24 protein-coding genes are annotated in these 22207 nt (G+C 65.1%); 10 read left to right on the top strand and 14 right to left on the bottom strand.

All coding sequences use genetic code 11. The annotated features are described in order from the left end of the window. Positions 1–7 precede the first annotated feature (7 nt). From A4249_RS08030 to A4249_RS08020, 3 genes are read left to right on the top strand one after another with little or no spacing between them, the layout of a single operon-like run. Positions 8–400 carry an NADH:ubiquinone oxidoreductase subunit NDUFA12 gene (locus A4249_RS08030; protein ID WP_026108621.1) on the top strand — a complete coding sequence of 131 codons (393 nt, stop codon included), beginning with the start codon at positions 8–10 and terminating at the stop codon, positions 398–400. Then, the gene (locus tag A4249_RS08025) at positions 397–1050 is read left to right on the top strand and encodes a DUF2155 domain-containing protein (protein WP_066551881.1); all 654 of its coding nucleotides are present in this window, start codon (positions 397–399) and stop codon (positions 1048–1050) included. The genes A4249_RS08030 and A4249_RS08025 overlap by 4 nt, the downstream gene beginning before the upstream one ends. A 26-nt stretch (positions 1051–1076) precedes the next feature. After that, entirely contained in the window at positions 1077–1415 is a 339-nt protein-coding gene (locus tag A4249_RS08020; RefSeq protein ID WP_066551880.1) for an EF-hand domain-containing protein, read from the top strand. A gap of 155 nt (positions 1416–1570) precedes the next feature. Here A4249_RS08020 and lepB read toward each other — a convergent pair whose 3' ends face one another. From lepB to aroQ, 5 genes are all read right to left on the bottom strand, one after another. Next, complete coding sequence (gene lepB, locus A4249_RS08015) at positions 1571–2335, bottom strand: signal peptidase I (protein ID WP_066554910.1); 765 nt, start codon at positions 2333–2335, stop codon at positions 1571–1573. A gap of 78 nt (positions 2336–2413) precedes the next feature. Next, positions 2414–3094 (bottom strand): leucyl/phenylalanyl-tRNA--protein transferase, encoded by a 681-nt coding sequence (gene aat, locus A4249_RS08010; RefSeq protein WP_066551879.1) that lies wholly within the window; start codon positions 3092–3094, stop codon positions 2414–2416. 132 nt (positions 3095–3226) lie between these two features. Further along, positions 3227–4579, bottom strand: coding sequence for an acetyl-CoA carboxylase biotin carboxylase subunit (gene accC / locus A4249_RS08005; RefSeq protein ID WP_055808513.1), 1353 nt, complete (start codon positions 4577–4579; stop codon positions 3227–3229). Positions 4580–4582: 3 nt separating this feature from the next. Beyond that, on the bottom strand, positions 4583–5074 hold the full coding sequence (gene accB, locus A4249_RS08000; protein WP_066551878.1) for an acetyl-CoA carboxylase biotin carboxyl carrier protein: 492 nt from the start codon (positions 5072–5074) through the stop codon (positions 4583–4585). A 46-nt stretch (positions 5075–5120) separates the two neighbouring features. Further along, positions 5121–5567, bottom strand: coding sequence for a type II 3-dehydroquinate dehydratase (aroQ, locus tag A4249_RS07995; RefSeq protein WP_066551877.1), 447 nt, complete (start codon positions 5565–5567; stop codon positions 5121–5123). A 350-nt stretch (positions 5568–5917) separates the two neighbouring features. Between aroQ and thiS the strand changes: the two genes are divergently transcribed. Beyond that, the gene (thiS, locus tag A4249_RS07990) at positions 5918–6118 is read left to right on the top strand and encodes a sulfur carrier protein ThiS (protein WP_066551876.1); all 201 of its coding nucleotides are present in this window, start codon (positions 5918–5920) and stop codon (positions 6116–6118) included. Here thiS and A4249_RS07985 read toward each other — a convergent pair whose 3' ends face one another. Together A4249_RS07985 and A4249_RS07980 are read right to left on the bottom strand one after the other, a co-directional pair. Further along, positions 6119–6505 carry a type II toxin-antitoxin system VapC family toxin gene (locus A4249_RS07985; protein WP_066551875.1) on the bottom strand — a complete coding sequence of 129 codons (387 nt, stop codon included), beginning with the start codon at positions 6503–6505 and terminating at the stop codon, positions 6119–6121. Further along, a complete protein-coding gene (locus A4249_RS07980) occupies positions 6502–6747 on the bottom strand; it encodes a type II toxin-antitoxin system Phd/YefM family antitoxin (protein WP_066551874.1) in 246 nt (81 codons plus the stop codon). The genes A4249_RS07985 and A4249_RS07980 overlap by 4 nt, the downstream gene beginning before the upstream one ends. Positions 6748–6862: 115 nt before the next feature. Between A4249_RS07980 and A4249_RS07975 the strand changes: the two genes are divergently transcribed. After that, a complete protein-coding gene (locus A4249_RS07975; protein ID WP_066551873.1) occupies positions 6863–7645 on the top strand; it encodes a thiazole synthase in 783 nt (260 codons plus the stop codon). A 125-nt stretch (positions 7646–7770) separates the two neighbouring features. Here the strand turns inward: A4249_RS07975 and udk are convergent, their stop codons facing one another. After that, positions 7771–8418, bottom strand: a complete 648-nt coding sequence (gene udk, locus A4249_RS07970) for a uridine kinase (protein ID WP_066551872.1) — start codon at positions 8416–8418, stop codon at positions 7771–7773. Between the two features lie 158 nt (positions 8419–8576). Between udk and A4249_RS07965 the strand changes: the two genes are divergently transcribed. Continuing rightward, positions 8577–10205, top strand: coding sequence for a long-chain-fatty-acid--CoA ligase (locus A4249_RS07965; RefSeq protein ID WP_066551871.1), 1629 nt, complete (start codon positions 8577–8579; stop codon positions 10203–10205). Between the two features lie 18 nt (positions 10206–10223). Beyond that, positions 10224–10892 (top strand): DUF1499 domain-containing protein, encoded by a 669-nt coding sequence (locus tag A4249_RS07960; protein ID WP_066551870.1) that lies wholly within the window; start codon positions 10224–10226, stop codon positions 10890–10892. Here A4249_RS07960 and A4249_RS07955 read toward each other — a convergent pair. Then, positions 10889–11791, bottom strand: coding sequence for an MBL fold metallo-hydrolase (locus A4249_RS07955; protein ID WP_066551869.1), 903 nt, complete (start codon positions 11789–11791; stop codon positions 10889–10891). The genes A4249_RS07960 and A4249_RS07955 overlap by 4 nt on opposite strands. A 66-nt stretch (positions 11792–11857) precedes the next feature. Between A4249_RS07955 and A4249_RS16790 the strand changes: the two genes are divergently transcribed. After that, the gene (locus A4249_RS16790) at positions 11858–12004 is read left to right on the top strand and encodes a hypothetical protein (protein WP_197458487.1); all 147 of its coding nucleotides are present in this window, start codon (positions 11858–11860) and stop codon (positions 12002–12004) included. A 4-nt stretch (positions 12005–12008) separates the two neighbouring features. Here A4249_RS16790 and A4249_RS07950 read toward each other — a convergent pair whose 3' ends face one another. Continuing rightward, positions 12009–12548: a hypothetical protein gene (locus A4249_RS07950; RefSeq protein ID WP_066551868.1), complete on the bottom strand. Its 540-nt coding sequence runs from the start codon at positions 12546–12548 to the stop codon at positions 12009–12011. A gap of 253 nt (positions 12549–12801) precedes the next feature. On the opposite strand from A4249_RS07950, the gene A4249_RS07945 reads away from it, so the two are divergent. Both A4249_RS07945 and A4249_RS07940 read left to right on the top strand, forming a co-directional pair. After that, positions 12802–15759, top strand: coding sequence for a TonB-dependent receptor domain-containing protein (locus tag A4249_RS07945; protein WP_066551867.1), 2958 nt, complete (start codon positions 12802–12804; stop codon positions 15757–15759). A 142-nt stretch (positions 15760–15901) separates the two neighbouring features. Continuing rightward, positions 15902–16456 carry a hypothetical protein gene (locus tag A4249_RS07940; protein ID WP_066551866.1) on the top strand — a complete coding sequence of 185 codons (555 nt, stop codon included), beginning with the start codon at positions 15902–15904 and terminating at the stop codon, positions 16454–16456. A 45-nt stretch (positions 16457–16501) separates the two neighbouring features. On the opposite strand, the gene metH is transcribed toward A4249_RS07940, so the two are convergent. Genes metH through A4249_RS07920 form a run of 4 tightly spaced genes read right to left on the bottom strand, consistent with a single transcriptional unit; the run spans position 16502 to position 22163 of the window. Further along, the gene (metH, locus tag A4249_RS07935) at positions 16502–19168 is read right to left on the bottom strand and encodes a methionine synthase (RefSeq protein WP_066551865.1); all 2667 of its coding nucleotides are present in this window, start codon (positions 19166–19168) and stop codon (positions 16502–16504) included. Then, positions 19169–20251: a homocysteine S-methyltransferase family protein gene (locus A4249_RS07930; RefSeq protein WP_066551864.1), complete on the bottom strand. Its 1083-nt coding sequence runs from the start codon at positions 20249–20251 to the stop codon at positions 19169–19171. It abuts the gene before it with no gap. Continuing rightward, positions 20248–21204: a methylenetetrahydrofolate reductase [NAD(P)H] gene (gene metF, locus A4249_RS07925; protein WP_066551863.1), complete on the bottom strand. Its 957-nt coding sequence runs from the start codon at positions 21202–21204 to the stop codon at positions 20248–20250. The genes A4249_RS07930 and metF overlap by 4 nt, the downstream gene beginning before the upstream one ends. After that, entirely contained in the window at positions 21204–22163 is a 960-nt protein-coding gene (locus tag A4249_RS07920; protein WP_066551862.1) for an ArsR/SmtB family transcription factor, read from the bottom strand. The genes metF and A4249_RS07920 overlap by 1 nt, the downstream gene beginning before the upstream one ends. Positions 22164–22207 lie beyond the last annotated feature (44 nt).

The following is a 22207-nucleotide window of genomic DNA, read 5'->3' as shown; positions in this document are numbered from 1 at the left end:
CCACGACGTGTTGAGCAAGATTTTCGGCTGGTGGGAGGGCGCCACGATCGGCACCCGGTTCACCATCGCCAAGCGCGGTCGCTTCGTCGGCCAGGACGAGAACGGCAATCGCTATTACGAGAGCCGCGACAACGTCAGCTACGACGGCCGCAAGCGTCGCTGGGTCATCTATGACGGCTATGCCGAGGCGTCCAAGGTGACGCCCGACTGGCACGGCTGGCTGCACTACACCTTCGATCTGCCGCCGACCGAGCAGCCGCTGCCGCGTCGCGCCTGGGAGAAAGAGCATCTGCCCAATCTGACCGGCACGCCTCTGGCCTGGCGTCCGCCCGGCTCGCTGGCCGGCGACGCCAAGCGCCCGGCCGCGACCGGCGACTATCAGGCCTGGACGCCCGAGTGAAAATCCGCCGCATCCTGTTGGGCGCGGCGTCCGTCGCGGCTGTGCTGAGCGCCGGTGCGGTGACCGCCAGCGTGCTTCAGGACGCGCCGCGCGATGCACGTCCGGTACAGGATCCGATCGGCGACATTCTGCGCACCACCCCGGCCCAGCCCTCGGTCCCGACTGAGACGCCGCCCGCGGGCGCGCCCGCGCCTCGAGCGCCCGTCGCGGTGACCCCGCCGCCGGCCGTAGTCATCGCCGAGGACGCCGCCGTCGAGGAAAAGGCCGAGGAAGAGGTCAAGGCCGAAAAGCCGGTCGCGGAGAAGGCCGTCGATCAACCCGCCACGCCCGCGCGCCGTCAGCGTCGCAAGTTCGCGATCATCCAGGCCATCGACAAGGTCACCGCCGAGACGATGAAGTTCGAGGTCGAGGTCGGCGGTCGCCCCGTGCGCTTCAACCAGAATCTGATCTTCGCCGCCCGCGCCTGCGAGGTCACGACGCCGGACGAACTGACCGAGGACGCCATCGCCTATATGGACGTCTCGCTTCAGCCGCGCGGTCGTCAGGCGGGGCGTCAGATTTTCCGCGGCTGGATGTTCGCCTCGTCGCCCGCCGTCAGCGGGGTCCAGAATCCCTATTACGACGCCTGGGTCGTAGGCTGTAAGAACTGAGCTTAGACGACGCGAGGAGGCGCGCCATGGATCGCAACAAGCCGCCGAAGAAGACCGAAACGGTCGAAATCCGACTGCCCCACGCGACCAAGACCGCCTTTATGGCCCGGTGCCGTGACGAGGGCCGGACGGCCAGCGACGCCATTCGCCGTTTCATAGACGCCGAGTTGAACGCGACGTCATCCGCGCGTCCTCAACCCCGCCTGAGCTGGCGACCCCTGCTGGCCGCCGCCGTCGCGGGCCTGGCGCTGGGCGCAGTCGCCGCACCCTCCCTGGCCCAGTCGTCGCCCACCCGCGCCGACTTCGACCGGCTGGATCGCAATCACGACGGCGTCGTCAGCTTCGAAGAGTACCGCGCGCGTTAGGCCTGTTCGGCCGCTCGCCGTCATTCCGGGGCTGCGCTCTGTGCGGAACCCGGAATCCAGAGCTGCGGACTGGCTCTGCAACGCATCAAAAGCCGCGATGCCCACCTGGGCTCCGGGTTCGTCCTGCGGACGCCCCGGAGTGACGACAGCCAAGTCTACCGCACCCGGACCAGGAACCGGTCCCACTGAAGGTCTAACCACGTCCAGGGTTTGAACAGGCTGGTGCCCGGCTTCCAAGAGGCCAGCACCACCTCGGCCCGGCCGATGATGTTCTCGGCGGGCAGCAGGCCGACGCCGATCTCGGGCGGCCAGCGGCTGTCCAGCGAATTGTCGCGATTGTCGCCCATCATCAGATAATGGCCTGCGGGCACACGGCGCACAGGCGTGTCGTCGCCCGGCAGGCCCGATCCGCCGTCGTAGGTGATGTAGGATCGTCCGTCGGCCAGGGTCTCGCGCACCTGCTGGACCCGTCTCTGCGGCGCATCGTAATCGGCGACGATGTCCAGCCGGGTCTGGCGCACCGGATCGCCATTGACGAACACAACGCCGCCCCGCACCTCGACCGTGTCGCCCGGCAGACCGACGACGCGCTTGATCCAGGCCTCGCTGGGGTCGCGCGGCAGGCGGAACACCACCACGTCGCCACGTCTCGGCTCGCCCCCGAACAGCCGCCCCGGCGACATCGCCGGATTGAACGGCAGAGAGGCGGTGCTCCAGCCGTAGGGATACTTAGACACGACGATGTAGTCGCCGGTCACCAGCCCTGGCTCCATCGACGACGAAGGGATGGTGAAGGGTTGGAACAGGACGATGCGGATCGCGAGCGCCAGGATGATGGCGAAGATCAGCGTCAGGGCGATCTCTCGGATTTCGCGTAGAACGGACGGGTGGGGCGGGGCTTCGGGCGGGGTCTGTGTCATGCCGCCATTGACCGCCGGGCCGGGCGGAGACGCCAAGCCTAAGCTGTCGGGACGGGCCCTAAATCGTGTCCGGACAGACTAGGCGATGGCTAAGGCGACGGCTTCTGCGCCGGTCAGGCGCGCGCGCAACGCCCCTTGGTCCGGCCTGACTGACAGCGCGGGCTGAAGCCGCTCCAGATAGGCCGCCTGAGGGGTTTCAACCGCACCGAACTGGCTGAGATGGTCGGTTAGGAACTGCGCGTCCAGCAGGGTCCACCCGCCCTTTCGCAGGCGCGCGACCAGATGGACTAGAGCGACCTTGGAGGCGTCCCGCTCGCGGCTGAACATGCTCTCGCCGAAGAAGGCCCCGCCCAGCGATACGCCATAAAGCCCGCCGACCAGCCGCTCGTCCCGCCAGCACTCTATGGAATGGACGAAGCCCATGGCGAACAGGGCGGCGTACAGCCGCCGGATCGGACCGTTGATCCAGGTGTCCTCGCGATCAGGGCCCTGCGCGGCCGCACAGCCGTCCAGCACCGCTTCGAAGGCGGTATCGACCCGCACCTCGAACGGTTCGCCCCGTACGGTGCGGCGCAGTCGGCTGGGGATATGGAAGGCGTCCAGCGGAATGACGCCCCGCTGTTCCGGCTCGATGATGAAGACGCGCGGATCATCACGCGCCTCGGCCATCGGAAACACGCCCCGGGCGTAACAGGCCAGCAGGTCCTCGGGGCCGAAACCGCCGAAAGGCCCGCTGGCGCTGAAATCGGGGTCGGTCATCGCCTATTCCTGAAATCCGTCATCCTCGCCGTTGTGGCGAGGATCCATACGCCCGGTGCTGCGAGCGGCGTACCGCGTCGAAGACGGAGTTTATGGATTCTCGGCACAAGGCCGAGAATGACGAAAAGAAAATCAGGCGTCGCCCTTCTGACGGGCCGCCCATTTCTCCAGCCAGTGGATGTCGTAGTCGCCCGACAGGATGTCCGGCTCGGCCAGCAGCTTCTGGAACAGGGGTATGGTCGTATCGACGCCTCCGATCACGACCTCGTTCAGCGAACGCTTCAGTCGGGCGATGGCCTCTTCGCGGTCGCGACCGTGGACGATCAGCTTGCCGATCAGGCTGTCGTAGTAGGGCGGGATCGAATAGCCGGCGTAGATCGCGCTATCCAGGCGCACGCCCAAGCCGCCCGGTGCGTGAAAGTCGGTGATCTTGCCTGGGGACGGGGTGAAGGTCTCCGGGTTCTCGGCGTTGATCCGCACCTCGATGGCGTGGCCTTTGAACTCGATGTCGTCCTGGGTGAACGACAGCGGCAGACCGGCGGCGATGCGCACCTGTTCGCGCACCAGATCGACGCCGGTGATCATTTCCGTAACCGGATGCTCGACCTGCAGACGGGTGTTCATCTCGATGAAGAAGAACTCGCCGTCCTCCCACAGGAACTCGATGGTGCCGACGCCCAGATAGCCGATGGCGGCGATGGCCTTGTTGACCGTCTCGCCGATCTGCTTGCGGCCTTCGGCCGACAGGGCGGGCGAGGGGGCCTCTTCCAGCACCTTCTGGTGACGGCGTTGCAGCGAGCAGTCGCGTTCGCCCAGGTGGACGACATTGCCGTGGCTGTCGGCGATGACCTGGATCTCGATGTGGCGCGGTTTCTGGAGATAGCGCTCCATATAGACGGCGCCGTTGCCGAAGGCGGCCTTGGCCTCGGACTGGGCGGTCTGGACCGCCTCGACCAGGTCGTCAGGCGTCAGGGCGACCTTCATGCCGCGTCCGCCGCCGCCCGCCGCCGCCTTGACGATCAGGGGGAAGCCGATGGACTTGGACGCCTCGATGGCGGCCTCGACGGTCTCGACTTCGCCATCCGAGCCGGGGACGACGGGGATGCCGGCGTCCTTGACCGTCTGTTTGGCGCTGATCTTGTCGCCCATGACCCGGATATGTTCGGGCTTGGGACCGATGAAGGTCATGCCGTGGGCTTCGACGATCTCGGCGAAGCGGGCGTTTTCGGACAGGAAGCCATAGCCAGGGTGGATCGCCTGGGCGCCGGTGATTTCCGCCGCCGCGATGATCGAGGGGATGTTCAGATACGACTTTGCGGCCGAGGCGGGGCCGATGCAGACGCTCTCGTCGGCCAGCCGCACCCACATGGCGCCGCGGTCGGCTTCGGAGTGCACGGCGACGGTTGAGATGCCCATCTCCTTGCACGCCCGGTGAATGCGCAGCGCGATCTCGCCGCGGTTGGCGATCAGGACCTTGGTGAACACGGCTTAGGCTTCCAGCAGGACGAGGGGTTCGCCGAACTCGACCGGCTGGGCGTCGCCGACCAGGATTTCGGCCACAACGCCGTCACGCGGCGCCTGGATCGGGTTCATCGTCTTCATGGCTTCGACGATCAGCAGGGTCTGGCCCTTTTTGACCTTGTCTCCCGGCTGGCAGAAGGCCGGAGCTTCCGGCGAGGCCTGCAGATAGGCGGTGCCGACCATCGGCGACTTCACTTCTTCGCCGGCGCGGGCGACGATGGTCGCCGGATCCGACGGCATGGCGGAAGGCGCAGCAGCGGCGGCGGGCGCAGCGGCGACCGGAGCGGGGGCGGCGGCGTACTGAACCGGGGCGGCATTGACGGTGACTTCGCGCGCCACGCGGATGCGCAGGTCGCCACGCTCGACCTCGACTTCCGTCAGGTCGGTCTCGTTCAGGATGTCGGCCAGCTGGCGAACCAGGCTGGCGTCGATTTCGGCGTGTTTCTTGTCATCGGCCATTGGAGTGCGCCTTGTCTTTCGTGGTCTTGAGTAAACGGGACGGGCCTCAGCCGCGTTCCCGAACCTGGGTGAGAGCCGCCTGGACGGCCAGTTCATAGCCCGCCGCGCCGAAGCCGGCGATGACGCCGGTCGCCGCGGAGGACACATAGGAGTGATGGCGAAACGCCTCGCGCGCCGCCGGATTGGACAGATGCAACTCGATCACCGGGATCGACAGCGTCTTCAGCGCATCGTGCAGCGCCACCGACGTATGCCCATAGGCCGCCGGATTGAGGATCAGGGCGTGGGCGCCCTCGCGCGCCTCCTGGATCCAGTCCACCAGCACGCCTTCATGGTTGGTCTGGCGAAACACGATGTGCGCCTCGCCGGCCGCCCTGACGCAGCGCTGCTCGATGTCCGCCAGGGTGTCGCGGCCATAGATGTCCGGCTCCCGAACCCCGAGCAGGTTCAGATTGGGGCCGTTCAGCACATGAATGACGGGCGTTTCGGCCATGGTTCCAGAATCGATCCGGCGCAGCGCGGCGCAAGAGGGGCCTTTTAGCCGACGTGGGGCCTGGGTCAAACGCTCGCGGCGTCGAACCTTACCCGACGTTACGTGCGATGGCGTGGATTTCGCAGCGCCGGCCGCCATCGTCCCCGGTCGGGACGGCCTGAGGGAGCGCCGAGGATGCGCCAGGACGGCAAACTGATCCTGAGAACCGTGGTGGCGACCTTCGCGGCCCTGGCCGTTGCGGTCGGCGCCTTCTTGTTTGAGGCGGGCTGAGCGCACAGTCTGGCGAAGCGACCTGTCACCGTCTATCTGACGCGCGACGGTCGGCGAGGCGAAGGTCAGGGAGAATGCGCATGCACCAGATCCATCTCAATGGCGAGCCACGCCAGGTCCGGGCCGCCACCATCCTGGCCCTGGTCGAGGAACTGTCGCTGGACCCGCGCAAGGTCGCCGTCGAACGCAATCTCGAGATCGTGCCCAAGTCCTTGCACGCCGCCACGCCAGTGGCCGCAGGCGATCGTATTGAGCTGGTTCAGTTCGTCGGCGGCGGGTGATCAGACCTTGAGGATAGGGCCTTCGTAGAGGCTGATGGCGCTGTCCGCCGTCAACAAGGTCAAGTCTTCGCAGCGCGCTTGAGCGATTAAGGCGCGATCAAAAGGATCGCGATGGAGCAACGGAAGTTGCCCCGCGACGATCCCATGCTCGCTGGTCATGACCACCTCCACGAAGCCATTCACGGTGAGCAGATAATGGAGCCGTTTGGGATCGATCGAGAAGTCCTCGGAATTCCGAGCCGTCTTGATAGCGATTTCCCATATGCTCATCGCGCTGAAATGAAGGGTGTTGTCACGGTCATTGATCAGTTCACAGGCCTTTTCGCTCAGTCGCCCCGTGTCGAAAGCGGCCCAGATCAAAAGATGAGTATCTAGAAGCAGGTTCACGATTTGCCGTAGAACATGTCTTCAATGTCGTCCTTGAAGGGCGTCTTGATGTCATCAGGAACCACGCCTTCGCCCTTCATAAACCCGATGCGCTGAACCGGCTTCTTCTGCGTGTCATCTAGGGCCGTCACCTTCACCATCGGCTTGCCGGCCTTGGCGATGATGAAGGGTTCGCCCTTCGCCGCCTTCTCAATCAGGCGGGACAAATGCGTCTTGGCCTGATGAATATTGACCGTCTCCATGACGTGTCTCCATTGAACTTAGTCCACTTAGTTTAGTCTATCTGATGGTCTCTCGCAACGCCGTGTGATCCCTGCGGCCTTTCGCTTCGCGGCCGGGGCGCGTAGGTCAGGCTCCATGACCGATACAGCCTCCGAAACCTGGTCCGTCGCCGGCCGCACCTTTACCTCGCGCCTGATCGTGGGCACCGGCAAATACGCCGACTACGCCCAGAACGCCGCCGCCGCCGAGGCTGCGGGCGCCGAGATCGTCACCGTGGCCGTGCGCCGGGTGAACCTGACCGATCCGAACCAGCCGATGCTGGTCGACTACGTGAAGCCGGACCGCTTCACCTTCCTGCCCAACACCGCCGGCTGTTTCACCGGCGAGGACGCGGTGCGGACCCTGCGCCTGGCGCGCGAGGCCGGCGGCTGGAGCCTGGTGAAGCTGGAGGTGCTGTCCAACACCGCCCACCTCTATCCCGACATGATCGAGACGCTGCGGGCGCTGGATCTGCTGATCAAGGACGGCTTCGACGTCATGGTCTATTGCACCGACGACGTGGTGATGGCCAAGCGGCTGGAAGACGCCGGGGCCGCCGCCATCATGCCCGCCGCCGCCCCCATCGGTTCAGGCCTGGGCATCCAGAACCCCATCAACGTCCGCCTGATCGTCGAACAGGCCAAGGTGCCGGTGCTGGTCGATGCGGGCGTCGGCACGGCCTCGGACGCGACCCTGGCGATGGAGCTGGGCTGCGACGCCGTCCTGATGAACACCGCCATCGCCGGGGCCAAGGACCCGATCCGCATGGCAAAGGCGATGAAGCACGCCGTCATCGCCGGCCGCGACGCCTATCTGGCTGGGCGGATGGCCAAGCGGATGTATGCCGACCCGTCGTCGCCGCTGGCGGGACTGATCTAAACGTCCTGTCTCCCTCAGAGCAGAAGTAGGCTCGCGGAGAGAGGCGGTTGAGCGGGCCGCTGAACGCAGTTCATCCTCACGATCTCGCGGATAGATACGCAAGACCGCATCACATACCTGTGGCTCTAGTCGCCCAGCAGCGCCTGCAGCAGCGGATGGGCCAGGACAGGCGCGGCGAGACGCACCACAGCCTGGGGATCTTCCAGGCGGACGGCGGCCGTCGCATCGGCGACGATGAAGTCGGCGTGGGTGCGCGACGGTTCGGTCAGGCGCTCGTGACCCGGACGCACCGTCGCCAGATACTGCGCCACGACCGAATCCGCCGATCGGCCGCGCTCGGCCTGGTCGCGCAGCAGGCGGCGGATGAAGCGGATGTCGGCGGGGGTGTCCACAAAGACCCGGATGTCGAACAGGGCGGTCAGGTCGGGGGTGCACAGAACATGCGTGCCCTCGACGATCACCACCTCGGCCGCCGGAATCGGCTCGCCGCCCGGCTCGCGGCCGTGGTGGATGAAGGAATAGACCGGCGCCGTCACCGCGCGTCCAGCCTTCAATGCCTTCAGGTCCGCGATCATCAGGTCGTGATCGCGCGCCGTCACATCGTCGAAGTCGAAGGTCGCGGCGTCGAAGCCGGGCAGGGAGGCTGCGTCCTTATAATAGCTGTCCTCGCGCACCAGCACGGCCGAGCCTTCCGGCAGGGCCGAGACCAGCGCCTCCGCCAGGGTGCTTTTGCCGGAGCCGGAGCCCCCCGTGATCGCGATCAATATGGTCATGGGCGGCCTTCTAGACGGCCGAACCGGCCGACGCCACGGGGGACGATCCGCCGCGCCGTGGCTGACGCTGCGTCACGTTGCTTATCGCCGATCACCGATGTTAGCGTCGGCTCAAGCGTCGCATCAAAGCAGACGCATCCAAGGGACAAGGATACGACATGCTGGGCTTGATGCAGGACTGGCCGCTGACGGTCGACAAGATCATCGACCACGCCAAAAACTGGCATGGCGAGCGCGAGGTGGTGACGCGCTCGGTCGAGGGGCCCATCGTCCGCACGACCTACGCCCAGATCCACGAACGGGCCAAACGCGTGTCCAGCGCGCTGAAGGACTGGGGCGTCCGGCCGGGCGACCGCATCGCCACCCTGGCCTGGAATACCGCCAACCATATCGAGGCCTGGTATGGCATCATGGGCATCGGAGCCGTGTGCCACACCCTGAATCCGCGTCTGTTTCCCGAACAGCTCGTCTACATCATCAATCACGCCGAAGACCGGATCATCTTCGTCGACCTGACCTTCGTGCCGCTGCTGGAAGCGATCCTGCCGCATATCCCCAAGGTCGAGCGCGTTGTCATTATGACCGACGCCGCCCATATGCCGCAGACGAAGCTGCCCAAGGCCGTCGCCTATGAGGACGCGATCGCCGGTCAATCGACCGACGTCGTCTGGGGCGACTTCGACGAACAGACGGCCTGCGGCCTCTGCTACACCTCTGGCACCACGGGCAATCCGAAGGGCGTGCTGTATTCGCACCGCTCCAACTTCCTGCACACCTTCATGGGCCTTCAGGCCACGGTGATGGGCGCCACGCCCAAGGAAGTGATCCTGCCGGTCGTGCCGATGTTCCACGCCAACGCCTGGGGCATCGCCTTCGCCGGCCCGGCTGCTGGCACCAAGCTGGTGATGCCGGGGGCCAAGATGGACGGTCAGTCGATCTATGAGCTGATTGAACAGGAGGGCGTCACCTTCTCGGCCGCCGTGCCGACCGTCTGGCAGGGCCTGTTCGCCCACATGAAACAGAACGGCCTGGGCTTCTCGACCCTGAAGCGCGTGCTGATCGGCGGCTCGGCCTGCCCCGAAAGCCTGATCCGCGGCTTCCAGGACGATTTCGGCGTCGAGGTGACCCATGCCTGGGGCATGACCGAGACCTCGCCCATCGGCACCATCGCCAACCTGCCGCCCGAAATCCTGAGGCTCTCGTACGACGAGCAGATGAAGTACCGCCTGAAGCAGGGCGTGCCGCCGCTGGGCGTCGAGCTGAAGCTGAAGGACGAGGCGGGCGCCGAACTGCCTCACGACGGCGCCACCTTCGGTCGTCTGATGGTCAAGGGGCCGACGATCAGCCGCGCCTACTTCAAGGAAGACGGCTCGATCCTGGACGACGAAGGCTTCTTCGACACCGGCGATGTGGCCACGGTCGACGACCTGGGCTTCATGCAGATCACCGACCGCGCCAAGGACGTGATCAAGTCTGGCGGCGAGTGGATCAGCTCCATCGAGATCGAGAACATCGCCGTGGGTCACCCCAAGGTCGAGATCGCCGCCGTCATCGGCGCGGCCCACCCCAAATGGGCCGAACGGCCCGTCCTGATCTTGAAGCTCAAGCCCGACGAGACGCTGGACAAGCAGGAGCATCTGGACTTCCTGACCGGCAAGATCGCCAAGTGGTGGATGCCCGACGACGTGGTCGCCGTGGACGACATCCCGCTGGGCGCGACCGGCAAGATCGACAAGAAGCTTCTGCGCGACCGGATGAAGGACTATCGTCTGCCGACCGCTGCCTAAGTTAGAACAGGAGCCTGAATGCCGACCAGAAAGCCCGTACCCGCCATTCTGCCCTGGCTGACGGCGCTTGCGGCGGCGCCCTTCGTGCTGATCGTGGCGGCCGTCACGGCGACGCGGTTCGGCGGGCTCGATCTGGCGATCGGTTACGACCTGCTGACCTGGACCGTGGCGCGCCTCCTGGCCTGGGTCGGTCTGGCGGCGGCTCTGGTGGCGGCGGTGCTGGCGCTGCGCGACCTGAAGGGCAGGGGGATTTATGCGCTGGCGGCGCTGGTTCTCTCGGGCGCGACCGTCGCCGGCTTCGTGCTGCGTCAGGGCCAGGATGCGACGCCCCATCCACGTGACGTCAGCACCAACCTGGACGAGCCGCCTGGCCTGCCGCGCGCCGCAGGCGTGCGCAGCGGCGCGCCGCAGACCTGTGACGGTGTGGACGCCATCCCGACCCAGGTCCTGGCCCAGCAGGCGACCTCGGCGCTGGTCGACGCCGGCTTCGTCGTCACCCGCGCCACAACCTTCCAGGTCGAAGCCGTGCATGCCGGCGCCTGGTTCGGCTTCGCCACCGACGCCGTCGTTCGCATCCGCCCTGGCCGCACCGACATCCGCGTCGCCGCACGCGGCAGCCGTCCCGACGGCGGCGCCACCTGCCGCCTCGCCGCGAAAATCACTCGAAACCTGGAAGCGGGACGCTAAGCCAGCCGGAACTGCGCCGACAGGCCGGGCGCCTCATCGCTGGTCGCCGCGCCGTCCTCGACCAGCTTGATCAGATGCGCCAGCACCGACAGCGACGCCGCCGGCCACAGCCGCTGATCGACGGCGGCGTACAGAACCGGGACCATCTGCGCGATCGTGCGATCCCCCGCCGCAAGCCGCTGGAGCACTTGCGCCTCCCGCTCCAGCCGATGCGCGCGATAGGCCTCAAGAAACGGCCGCACCTGCGTCACCGGCGCCCCGTGCGTCGGCCACAGCACGTCGAAGTCGCGCGCGATCACCGCATCCAGGCTGGCCATATACTGCCGCATGCTTCCATCCGGCGGCGCCACGACCGTCGTCGACCAGCCCATGACATGGTCGCCGCAAAACAGCGCGTTCTCTTCGCGCAGAGCGAAAGCCATATGATTTGACGCGTGACCGGGCGTGAATATCGCCTCGATCGTCCAGCCGTCGCCTTCGATGACCTCGCCGCCCGTCAGCACCACATCGGGCGCGAAGTCGGCATCGTCATCTTCATCGAGCGCACCCGACGCATGCGTTTCCCGCACCGGAGGCCGGGCGGCCCAAATCCGCGCTCCGGTCGCCTCGGCGAATGGCCGGGCCAAAGGCGCATGATCCCGGTGCGTATGCGTCACCAGCACATGGCTGACCCGCCGCCCCTCGACCGCCGCTATCAGCGCCGCCAGATGCGCATGATCCAGCGGGCCCGGATCGATCACCGCGATTTCGGCCGCTTGGTCAGGTCGGCCGACGATATAGGTCCCCGTCCCGGTGAAGGTGAAAGGCCCCGGATTGTCGGCGATCACCCGCTGGATCAATGGCGACACCTGATCGCGCCGCCCATAGGCGAAGTCGAACGCCCTAACGAACGGGATCATCGCCACCCTCGCGTTTGGCGCAGAGCTTGCGTTAACGTCTCGGTAATCATGCCTGGAGCGCCCACAATGGCCCGTTCGATCGCCAACGCTGTATCAAATCGGCTTCCGTTCGTCGCGGCGGCGATCCTGTGTCTCGCCGCGGTGCAACTGATCGCCGCCTCCTGCACGCCGGAGCCCGCACCCTATGCAGCGCGGGTGATGATCCAAAGCTAGAGGCCTACTCGCGGCGGACGCGGAAGGGCGGATCGTTCGCCACCTTCATCATGTAGCTTCCCAACGCCGCCCTGCGCACAGTCACTGGATACTGCCGCTCAGCCGAAAAGAGCACGTCTACGCCGTCGGTCTTTCGCCACACGGAGCCGTCATTCAGCGTGATAGACCATTCGCCCCTGCCAAGGTTTCGGGCTGATGTCATCGTCGCCGAGATGGACTGCAACTCTTCCGACCGCCCTGATCCGCTGAAGGGGTTCAAGCCTGTGACGTTGAAACCGAACAACCGGCGTTGATTCTGCTCCACATCCTGCCGGCTGACGATCGCGACCTCGCCGGCGGCTGCCAATCGAGCTGCGGCGGCGTCGAAACACGCTAGCCGGGCGGCGTTGGCCTCAATCGTCGTGCATTGCGTGACGGCTCCGACCAGGTCGCTCCCCGACGAAGACAAATCTTGCTGCGCCTGAGCCTGATTTGACCAAAAAATAACCGATGCAACCGATAGAGCGGTGATTTTTTTGGCACTTACGACAGCTGAGCGGGTCATAATCTTCTTCGTCTCGTTAAGTTGGCGGCCAGTATATCACTAGAAATCAAGGTGTGTCCGATGTCGCTGTAGCGACTACGGTGTGTCGTCTTTGCGACAGGCGTGTCGCCAATGTGTTCAAGCGCCACCTTCTCGCTGGACTTGACGCCTGCGTTGGTATGCTCTCGCGCCCAACCGATCGCATGGTCGGCAAATGGCTAATGTATTGAGCAGTTCGTTTCTAACGAACTTGGCTCTTCTGGGAGAACAAGCCTTGAACACCAACAGATATCGTCGTGGCCTGCTGGCAACCACGATCATCGGCGGCGCCGCTTTGGCGATGGCCGCTACGCCCTCGTTCGCACAGTCGGCTGACGACCAAGCGACCGACGTCGGCGAGATCGTCGTCACGGGTTCGCGCATCGCCCGTCAGGACTACCGTTCGACCAGCCCGATCGTCACCGTCACCGCCCAAGACTTCCAGGCGACGGGTTCGGTCACGATCGACACCTTGATCAACGATCTGCCGCAGTTCACGCCGTCGATCTCGTCGACCTCGAACAACCCGTCCAATGGCGGCCAGGCCAACATCAACCTGCGTAACCTTGGCTCGAACCGCACGCTGGTTCTGATGAACGGCCGTCGCGTCGTGCCGTCGAACTCGGACGGTTCGGTTGACGTCAACCTGATCCCGACTGCTCTGATCAAGAACATCGAAGTCATCTCGGGCGGCGCCTCGGCGGCCTATGGTTCGGACGCCCTGGCTGGTGTCGCGAACTTCATCCTCGACGAGAACTTCTCGGGCGTTCAAGTCGACGCCCAGTACGGTGAAACCGATCGCAGCGACGGCAAGACCGAAAGCTACTCGGTCACCGTCGGCGGCAACTTCGACGATGACCGCGGCAACATGGTGCTGTCGCTCGGCCGTTCGACCCGCGATGTGATCTTCAACGCCGCGCGTGACTTCTCGGCTGTGTCCGGTCCCTCGGGCACCTCGCCCCTCGGTTCGACGATCTTCGACAGCAACAATCTTCCGAGCCTTGCCGCCGTTCGCGCCTATTTCGGCAACGCAACGCTTGCCAACACCGGGGCCTTCGGCTTCAACGAGGACAACTCGTTGTTCTCTTATACCGGCAAGCTTAACTTCAAGGTTCCGCCTGGTGGTGGCGCTGAATATACCGCTCCGGGCGCCAACTATACGTTCAATACGGGTCCGCTGAACTATCTCCAGCTGCCGTTGGACCGCTACAACGTCTATGGCGGTGGTCGTTACAAGATTAACGACAACGCCGAAGTTTACGCCAACGCCTTGTTCACGCAATATCAGGGCGACACCGAGCTGGCGGCCAGTCCGGCGGCCAGCAGCACCGGCTTCCGTGTCCCAGCGACCAATCCCTTCATCACGGCTGATCTTCGGACTTTGCTGAACGCGCGCGCCAACCCCAATGGCTCGTTCCTGCTCAACAAGCGCTTCACTGCGCTGGGCGGTCGTCACTCGATCGAAGAGTACAACATCTATCAGATCACCACGGGCGTCCGTGGTCAGGTGCCGCAAAGCACCTGGACGTATGACGTTTATGGTTCGTACGGCCGCGTCTCCAACACGACGACACAGACCGGTAACGTGTCTCGTTCGTCGGTACAGCGCCTTCTGGACGCTGCTGACGGCGGTCGCAGTCTGTGCGCGGGCGGCTTCGATCCGTTCGGCGTAACGGCCCTGTCCGCCGAGTGCGTCAGCTACATCGGCCGGTCGGCGCGTAACTCCACCGTCACGGAACAGCGCGTGATCGAGGCTTCGCTGCAAGGCAAGGCATTCGACCTTCCGGCCGGCGAAGTTCGCGTCGCTCTGGGCGCCCAATATCGTCAGGACGACTTCGCATTCGGCGCCGACTCGTCGCTCGCTCAACAGAACGCTGTCACGCCTCACCTTGGGGCTAATGGCCAACCGGACGGCGGCAACATCGGCGGGTCCGAAATCGCTGGCTTCAACCCGACGCCTTCGTTGAGCGGCGGTACGAACTCCAAAGAACTGTTCATCGAAGCGCTGGTCCCGCTGCTGTCGGATCTGCCTTTCGTCGAGCAGCTGGATTTGAACCTCGGTTATCGTTACGCCGACTACAGCACCGCTGGCGGAACTCAGGCCTATCGTGCGGAGCTCGATTGGACCGTCGCCGGCGGCCTGCGCGCTCGCGGCGGTTACAGCCGCTCGGTTCGTGCACCTTCGATCGGCGAACTGTTTGCGACCGCCAGCACGAACTTCCCCAGCATTGGCGCGCCGTCGGCGACGGGCACTGGCGGTGATCCCTGCGACATCCGCAGCAGCTTCCGCCAAGGCTCCAACGCTGCAGCTGTGCGCGCGCTCTGCTTGGCGCAAGGCATCTCGCCGCAAGCGATCGATCAGTACACCTTCTCGAACAACCAGGTCGAAAGCCGCACCGGCGGTAACCCGAACCTGTTTGAAGAGACGTCGGACAGCTGGTCGGCTGGCCTTGTTTATCAGTCGCAGTTTGCGTCGCCCTGGCTGTCGGGCTTCTCGGCCTCGATCGATTACTACAACATCGAAATCACCGATGCGATCGGATCGATTGCGGCTGATGACTCGCTGGCCGGTTGCTTCAACGTCACGGGCGAAAACCCGACGTTCAGCAACGCTAATAGCTACTGCCAGCTGTTCAGCCGCGATCCGCTGTCGGGTAACATCACCGGCGCGATCGAAAACCAAGCCAACCTCGGCATGATCAGAACGTCCGGCGTCGACTTCCAAGCCGACTGGGCCTTCAACATCGCCGATATCGGTGGTGGCGATTGGGGCCGTCTGAAGTTCAACACGGTTATCAGCTGGCTGGAGAACTACGAAGACAACGTTGTCGAAGGCGGCGCCTTTACGGACCGTACGGGCACGATCGACAGCTCGTTCGGCAACACCTTCCCGGAATGGAAAGCTCTGACGTCGGTGACTTGGGCGAGCGGTCCGTTCTCGGTCGGCGCACGCTGGCGTCGGGTTGGCGAAATCACGGTGATCAACACCACCGAGGTTCTGCCTTCCATCGACTACTTCGATCTGAACGGTTCGTGGTCCATCAACGACACGGTGTCGCTGCGCGGCGGTGTGAACAACCTCACCGACGAACAGCCAAACGTCTTTGTTCCAGGCGTTCAAGCCAACACCGACCCGTCGACCTACGACGTGCTGGGTCGCCGTTATTACGTCGGTCTGACCGCCAAGTTCTAGGGCCGGTCAACGACACGAGACTGAGGCGGCGGAGCAACGCTCCGCCGCCTTTTTCGTTTAAGCGGCGCCGTAGAAAAACCATTCGGGCGGGCGAGCGTTACGGATCGTCGCCTGTTTGCGGCGCGCCCCTCCAAGGAAGATCATGCTGAAATTTGTCGTTCCCGGACTGTCGGTCCTGTCGCTGCTGGCTGCCGGCGCAGCTGTCGCTCAAGCGCAGGATGGGCCGATCGTGACGGGTAATCGCTCGGGCGAGACCGCCGATGCGTTGAAGACGCGCGAGGCCATCGCCTATGCACGGCCGTTGCCGCGCGGCGCGCCGAGTGCAGACTATCCGCTGGTGGCGTGGTGCGATGCGCTGGTGACCGGACATGCTGATCTGGGCGAGACGCTGACGTCGCGCGCGCCGGAGGATGTCGAGCTGGTGCGGCTGGGCCGTCTTGAAGCCCAAGATTTCCGCAGCGCCTTGGCCGCAGCCGCGCCGCGCCAATCGGCGGCTTTGAAGGCCGAGGCTGAGCAGGCCGTCGCCGCCGTCAAGGCGCAGTGGGCGCCGTTGATGGCAAACCCCGACGCCGAGGCGCGCAGCCAGTCGTTCGGCCTGTTCTTCGGTCTGCCGGGTCGCTGCGAGCACGCCGCGCGCCGCCTGCGCGACAACATCACCACGCCGCCCGCCACGCTGGAGAGCGTCGGTATCAACTGATCAGTTCGGCGTTTGTCCGATGACAGACGGCGGCTTGAGCGCGGCTCAAGCCGCCGTTTCGCGTTTGGGGGCGTAGGGATCGTAGTTGAGGATGGGGGCAAGCCAGCGCTCGGCGGTGCCGACATCCCAACCCTTGCGGCGGGCGTAATCCTCGACCTGGTCCAGATCGATCTTGCCGACACCAAAATAGTGGCTGCCGGGATGGCCGAAATAGAGGCCCGACACCGAGGCCGGCGGCGTCATGGCATAGCTCTCGGTCAGGGCCATGCCGGCGAGGTCTTCGGCCTGTAGCAAGCGGAAGAGTGTGGCCTTTTCCGTGTGATCGGGCTGGGCGGGATAGCCCGGGGCAGGGCGGATGCCCTGGTATTGTTCGGCGATCAGCGCGTCGATGTCGGCCGTTTCGTCGGCGGCATAGCCCCACAGTGTGGTGCGGACCTCCTTGTGCAGCCGTTCGGCGAAGGCCTCGGCCAGACGGTCCGCCAGGGCGGTGGCGAGGATGGCGGAGTAGTCGTCGCCGACATCCTTGAACCGTTTGGCGACCTCCAACTCGCCGTGACCGGCGGTGACGGCGAAGGCGCCGATATAGTCGTCACCCGCATCGGCGATGAAGTCGGACAGAGCCAGGTTCGGCTTGCCGTTCGACTTCTTGATCTGCTGGCGCAGGGTGTGGAAGCGGGCGATCTCCGCGTCACGGTTTTCATCGGTGAAGACGATGACATCGTCGCCGTCGGCGCGAGCGGGCCAGAAGCCGACGACGCCTTTGGCCGTGAACCACTTCTCGTCGATGATCCGCTTCAGCATGACTTGCGCATCGGCGAACAGGTCGCGCGCGGCCTCGCCGACGATCTCGTCGTCCAGGATCAGCGGATAGCGACCGATCAGCTCCCAGCTGGCGAAGAAGGGCGTCCAGTCGATGTGGTCGGCGAGATCCTGCAGGTCCCAGGCGTCAAACGCCTTCACGCCGAGGAAAGACGGCTTGCCGGGCATGGGCTGGGCGGGGTCGATGCGGAAGCGGTTCTCGCGCGCCTGAGCCAGGGTCGCTCGGGCCTTCACCTCCTGGCCGCGGGCATATTGCTCGCGGATGCGGATGTATTCGTCGCGGGTGGCGGCCTCGTTCTTCTCGCGCTCGGTCTTGGACAACAGACCCGAGACGACGCTGACGGCGCGCGACGCGTCGACGACATAGGTGGTCGAGCCCCGGCGATAGGCGGGCTCGATCTTGACCGCCGTATGGGTGCGGCTGGTGGTGGCGCCGCCGATCAGCAGGGGTATGTCGAAGCCGCGCCGCTCCATCTCGGCGCCGACGAAGACCATTTCATCCAGCGACGGCGTGATCAGGCCGGACAGGCCGATGATGTCGACATTGTGAGCCTTGGCTTCGTCCAGGATTCGGTCGGCCGGGACCATAACGCCCAGGTCGATGACCTCGTAGTTGTTACATTGCAGCACGACGCCGACGATGTTCTTGCCGATGTCGTGGACGTCGCCCTTGACGGTGGCCATCAGGATGCGGCCGGCCTGCTCGCGCGGCTTGCCGGCCTTCTCGGCCTCCATAAAGGGCTCCAGCCAGGCGACGGCCTGTTTCATCACGCGGGCGGACTTTACCACCTGCGGCAGGAACATCTTGCCGGAGCCGAACAGGTCGCCGACCACGTTCATCCCGTCCATCAGCGGGCCTTCGATCACGTGCAGCGGGCGCTCGGACGCCAGGCGCGCCTCTTCGGTGTCGGCCTCGATGAACTCCGTGATGCCGTTGACCAGGGCGTGCTCGATCCGCTTGCCGACCGGCTGTTCGCGCCATTTCAAATCGACGGTGCGCGCCTGGCCCTTTTCTCCCTTGTAGCGGGGCGCCATGTCGACCAGCCGCTCGGTATTCGAGACATTGGTCCGCTGCGGCCGGTTCAGGATCACATCCTCGACCGCCTCGCGCAGTTCGGCGTCGATGTCGTCATAGACCGGCAGGTCGCCGGCGTTGACGATGCCCATGTCCATGCCGGCGTTGATGGCGTGATACAGAAAGACGCTGTGGATTGCGCGGCGCACCGGCTCGTTGCCGCGGAAGCTGAACGAGACGTTCGACACCCCGCCCGAGACGCGGGCATAGGGCAGGGTGCGTTTGATCGCCCGCGTCGCTTCGATGAAGTCGACGGCGTAGTTGTCGTGCTCCTCGATCCCTGTCGCTACGGCGAAGATGTTGGGGTCGAAGATGATATCCTCGGGCGGGAAGCCGACCTCGTTGACCAGAATGTTGTAGGCGCGGGTGCAGATTTCGATCTTGCGCGGGGCGGTGTCGGCCTGACCGACCTCGTCGAAAGCCATGACCACGACGGCGGCGCCGTAGCGCAGGCATTTGATCGCATGGTCGCGGAAGGCCTGTTCGCCCTCCTTCATGCTGATCGAGTTGACGATGGGCTTGCCCTGGACGCACTTCAGGCCCGCCTCGATCACCTCCCATTTGGAGCTGTCGATCATCACCGGCACGCGGGCGATGTCGGGCTCGGCCGCGATCAGGTTCAGAAAGGTCCGCATGGCGACGACGCCGTCCAGCAGGCCTTCGTCCATATTGACGTCGATGATCTGGGCGCCGGCCTCGACCTGCTGTCGGGCGACGTCCAGCGCGGCCGAATAGTCGCCCTCGACCACCAGCTTGCGGAATTTGGCCGAGCCGGTGACGTTGGTCCGTTCGCCGACGTTGATGAAGACAGGACGCACTTACGCTACCAATTCAAAAGGTTCGAGGCCGGACAGACGCAAGGCCACCGGCCGTTCCGGGATGGCGCGCGGCTTCAGCGGCGCGACCTCTTCGGCGACGTGACGAATGTGATCCGGCGTCGTGCCGCAACAGCCGCCGACGATATTGACCAGGCCGGAGGCGGCCCATTCCTCGATGAAGTGGGCGGTCTCGTGCGGTTCTTCGTCGTATTGGCCCATGGCGTTGGGCAGGCCGGCGTTGGGATAGGCGGCGACCAGGGTGTCGGCGACGCGGCTCAGCTCGGCGATAAAGGGTCGCATCAGGTCGGCGCCCAAGGCGCAGTTGAAGCCGACAGCGAACGGTTTGGCGTGGCGTACGCTGTTCCAGAAGGCCTCGGCCGTCTGGCCCGACAGGGTGCGGCCCGAGCGGTCGGTGATGGTGCCGCTGATCCAGATGGGCAGGACGTCCATGCCTTCGTCTTCCAAGTCCTTGATCGCTTTGATCGCGGCCTTGCAGTTCAGCGTGTCGGTGATGGTTTCGATCAGATAGAGATCGACCCCGCCTTCGTTCAGCGACTTCACCTGATGGCGATAGGCCTCATAGACTTGGTCGAAGGTCACGCTCCGGGCGCCGGGGTCGTTCACGTCAGACGACATCGACAGCATCTTGTTCAGCGGGCCGATGGATCCGGCGGCGAACCGCGGCTTGTGCGGCTCCTTGGCGGTCCAGCGGTCGGCCGATGCGCGGGCAAGTTTCGCGCCCTCCAGATTGATGTCCCACACCGCCTGGGCGTCCAGGGCATAGTCCTCCTGGGCGATGGTTGTGCCCGAGAAGGTGTTCGTTTCGCTTATGTCGGCGCCGGCGGCGAAATACTGGTCGTGCAGGTCGGCGATGACATCGGGCCGCGTGATGCAGAGGATGTCGTTGTTCCCCTTCATCTGGTGTTTCTCGTCATAGCCGTTGGCGGCGACGAAGCGGTCCGCGCGAAAGTCGGCCTCGTCCAGCCCGCGACGCTGGATCATGACACCCCAACTGCCATCGAGGACCAGGATGCGTTCCTTGGCCGCCTGATGCAGGGCGGCGATGCGTTCTGCGCGGGTCATTGAGCTGCCGCCGTCTCGCGCACGCCCAGAACGCGACAGATCGCATAGACGAGGTCGGCGCGGTTGAGGGTGTAGAAGTGGAAGTCCGAGAAGCCCTCTTCCTGCAGACGCGCGCAAGTCTCGGCGGCGACGGAGGCGGCGAGCAGTTTGCGGGTTTCGGGATCGTCGTCCAGGCCGTCGAAATGCGCCTTCAGCCACTCAGGGATACTGGCGCCGCACGCGCCGCACATCCGCTGAAGACCGGCGAAGTTGGACACCGGCATGACGCCGGGGATCAGGGGGATGGTGACGCCCGCCGCCCGCACCCGGTCCCGGAAGCGCAGGAAGGCGTCGATGTCGAAGAAGAACTGGCTGACGGCGCGGGTCGCACCGGCGTCGACCTTGGCCTTCAGCACCTCGATGTCGTGATCGATGGAGGGGCTTTCGGGATGGCGCTCGGGATAGGCGCCGACCGTGACGTCGAAACCGCCGATGCGGTTGATGGCGGCGGTCAGTTCCGTGGCGTTGGCATAGCCGTCGGCGCGCGGCTGATAGGCACCGCCAATGCCAGCCCCGCCGGGCGGATCGCCGCGCAGAGCCACGATGTGATCGACGCCGATGGTCTTGTAGCCTTCGATGACCTCATCGACTTCTTCCCGGCTGGCCTCGACGCAGGTCAGGTGGGCGGCAGGGCGTAGCGAAGTCTCGGTGATGATGCGCTGGACTGTGCGGTGGGTCCGCTCGCGCGTCGAACCGCCGGCGCCGTAGGTGACGGAGACGAAAGCGGGGTTCAGCGGCTCCAGACGGCGGATCGCCTTCCACAAATTGGCCTCGGCCTCATCGGTCTTGGGTGGAAAGAATTCGAACGAGACGCGCACGGCATCGCGGTTCGATCCGGCGCGGGCTACGGGGCCAAGCGGCGACAGCAGCAGGGCGCGAGCGTCGGCCAAATTGAGGGAGGCGGAGGAGGCCATCAGGCGGTCTTTCTATCCTGAACGCGGCGTTCCGCCGTCCAGATGGTCACGGTCAGGCCCTCGGCGTCGTGGGGCAGGGCGATGGGGGCCGATGGCGTCAGGCCGCCGTCGAGCAGCCAGCCGTTGATCTCGCTGTCGGCGAAGCCCAGGCGACGATGCTGATGCGCCTCACGCATATGTTCGAAGTCGTGCGGAGCGAAGTCGATGATGACCAAGCGGCCGTTCGGACTGACCAGGCGGGCGGCCTCGGCGACGGCGGCGGACGGATCGGACAGGTAGTGCAGCACCTGATGCACGATCACCAGATCGGCGCTGGCGGCGGGCAGGCGGGTGGCGAAGATGTCGCCGTGGCGCAGTTCGACCTGTTCCACTCCCGCCTTGGTGACGTTGGTGCGCGCGATGTTGAGCATGTTCTGGCTGAGGTCCAGCCCGACTGACATCTTGGCCTTCTTGCCGAACAGGGTCAGCATCCGGCCAGAGCCCGTGCCCAGATCGACGACGCGTTCGAAGGGGCCGGGCCCCACAGCCTTTTCCAGCGCCGCCTCGACAGCGCTTTCGCTGACGTAGAGCGAACGCAGGCGGTCCCACTGGGGCGCGACCTGTTCGAAATAGCTGGCGGCGGCTTCTTCGCGGTCCTTGCGGACCTCGTCCAGACGCCGATGATCGGCCTCGCCGGCGTCCTCGGCTAGGATGTCCAGCACCGTGTCGATCAACCGGCGCGCCTGGGCGTCGTGGGACAGACGATAATAGACGCGGGCGCCGTCGGGAAAGCGTTCGATCAGTCCGGCGTCGGTCATCAGCTTCAGATGGCGCGACACCCGGGGTTGGCTCTGGTCCAGGATGCGGGACATTTCCATGACCGACAGCTCTTCGCCCGCCAGCAGCGACAGAACGCGCAAACGGGTGGGTTCGCCAGCGGCGCGCAGGGCTTCGACAGTCTGATCGGCGGACAAACTCATATGCTCATATAAAGATATCCTTATATGATTTGGCAAGTGAAATC

The sequence above is a fragment of the Brevundimonas sp. GW460-12-10-14-LB2 genome (assembly GCF_001636925.1).
Lineage (GTDB): Bacteria > Pseudomonadota > Alphaproteobacteria > Caulobacterales > Caulobacteraceae > Brevundimonas > Brevundimonas vesicularis.
The sequence above is the reverse complement of the archived record's forward strand: the minus strand, read 5'-3'. Positions and strand labels throughout refer to the sequence as shown.

Excerpts from the sequence above, each read along its gene's own strand:
- A4249_RS08020 (WP_066551880.1), top strand. The coding sequence starts at position 1,077 with ATGGATCGCAACAAGCCGCCGAAGAAGACCGAAACGGTCGAAATCCGA.
- lepB (WP_066554910.1), bottom strand. The coding sequence starts at position 2,335 with ATGACACAGACCCCGCCCGAAGCCCCGCCCCACCCGTCCGTTCTACGC.
- aat (WP_066551879.1), bottom strand. The coding sequence starts at position 3,094 with ATGACCGACCCCGATTTCAGCGCCAGCGGGCCTTTCGGCGGTTTCGGC.
- accB (WP_066551878.1), bottom strand. The coding sequence starts at position 5,074 with ATGGCCGATGACAAGAAACACGCCGAAATCGACGCCAGCCTGGTTCGC.
- aroQ (WP_066551877.1), bottom strand. The coding sequence starts at position 5,567 with ATGGCCGAAACGCCCGTCATTCATGTGCTGAACGGCCCCAATCTGAAC.
- thiS (WP_066551876.1), top strand. The coding sequence starts at position 5,918 with ATGCACCAGATCCATCTCAATGGCGAGCCACGCCAGGTCCGGGCCGCC.
- A4249_RS07980 (WP_066551874.1), bottom strand. The coding sequence starts at position 6,747 with ATGGAGACGGTCAATATTCATCAGGCCAAGACGCATTTGTCCCGCCTG.
- A4249_RS07975 (WP_066551873.1), top strand. The coding sequence starts at position 6,863 with ATGACCGATACAGCCTCCGAAACCTGGTCCGTCGCCGGCCGCACCTTT.
- udk (WP_066551872.1), bottom strand. The coding sequence starts at position 8,418 with ATGACCATATTGATCGCGATCACGGGGGGCTCCGGCTCCGGCAAAAGC.
- A4249_RS07965 (WP_066551871.1), top strand. The coding sequence starts at position 8,577 with ATGCTGGGCTTGATGCAGGACTGGCCGCTGACGGTCGACAAGATCATC.
- A4249_RS07960 (WP_066551870.1), top strand. The coding sequence starts at position 10,224 with ATGCCGACCAGAAAGCCCGTACCCGCCATTCTGCCCTGGCTGACGGCG.
- A4249_RS07955 (WP_066551869.1), bottom strand. The coding sequence starts at position 11,791 with ATGATCCCGTTCGTTAGGGCGTTCGACTTCGCCTATGGGCGGCGCGAT.
- A4249_RS16790 (WP_197458487.1), top strand. The coding sequence starts at position 11,858 with ATGGCCCGTTCGATCGCCAACGCTGTATCAAATCGGCTTCCGTTCGTC.
- A4249_RS07950 (WP_066551868.1), bottom strand. The coding sequence starts at position 12,548 with ATGACCCGCTCAGCTGTCGTAAGTGCCAAAAAAATCACCGCTCTATCG.
- A4249_RS07940 (WP_066551866.1), top strand. The coding sequence starts at position 15,902 with ATGCTGAAATTTGTCGTTCCCGGACTGTCGGTCCTGTCGCTGCTGGCT.
- A4249_RS07930 (WP_066551864.1), bottom strand. The coding sequence starts at position 20,251 with ATGACCCGCGCAGAACGCATCGCCGCCCTGCATCAGGCGGCCAAGGAA.
- metF (WP_066551863.1), bottom strand. The coding sequence starts at position 21,204 with ATGGCCTCCTCCGCCTCCCTCAATTTGGCCGACGCTCGCGCCCTGCTG.
- A4249_RS07920 (WP_066551862.1), bottom strand. The coding sequence starts at position 22,163 with ATGAGTTTGTCCGCCGATCAGACTGTCGAAGCCCTGCGCGCCGCTGGC.